This is a genomic window from Marinomonas sp. ef1 (assembly GCF_002806845.1).
In the GTDB taxonomy this organism is placed as follows: Bacteria; Pseudomonadota; Gammaproteobacteria; order Pseudomonadales; family Marinomonadaceae; genus Marinomonas; species Marinomonas polaris.
This window is the reverse complement of sequence record NZ_NHTT01000050.1, coordinates 1-231: the sequence shown is the minus strand read 5'-3', so window position 1 is coordinate 231 and position 231 is coordinate 1. Positions and strand designations below refer to the sequence as shown.

1 pseudogene is annotated in these 231 nt (G+C 36.4%); it reads left to right on the top strand.

The window, feature by feature from the left end:
• Positions 1–231 (top strand): annotated as a pseudogene (locus tag CCS02_RS22600) (hypothetical protein); the annotation flags it as partial.

The window sequence follows — 231 nt, the reverse complement described above, 5'->3', positions numbered from 1 at the left end:
AAAGCGCTATATTAATCGTAAGCTATTACCGTAAGTATTTGTTTTTGATGGTGTCAGTCGTTAAGTTTATTTATCATTTGCAAATGATTTCAAAACTCCAATATAAATCCATCTATATCCCTGTGCTCTTGATGCTCTGGCTTGGTTTGTTCATTGACAGCCAGTCATTAGCTGAGCAGGTTCATTACAGTCAATGGATCACCAATGGTTTAGTACTGTTGTGCTTTGCTT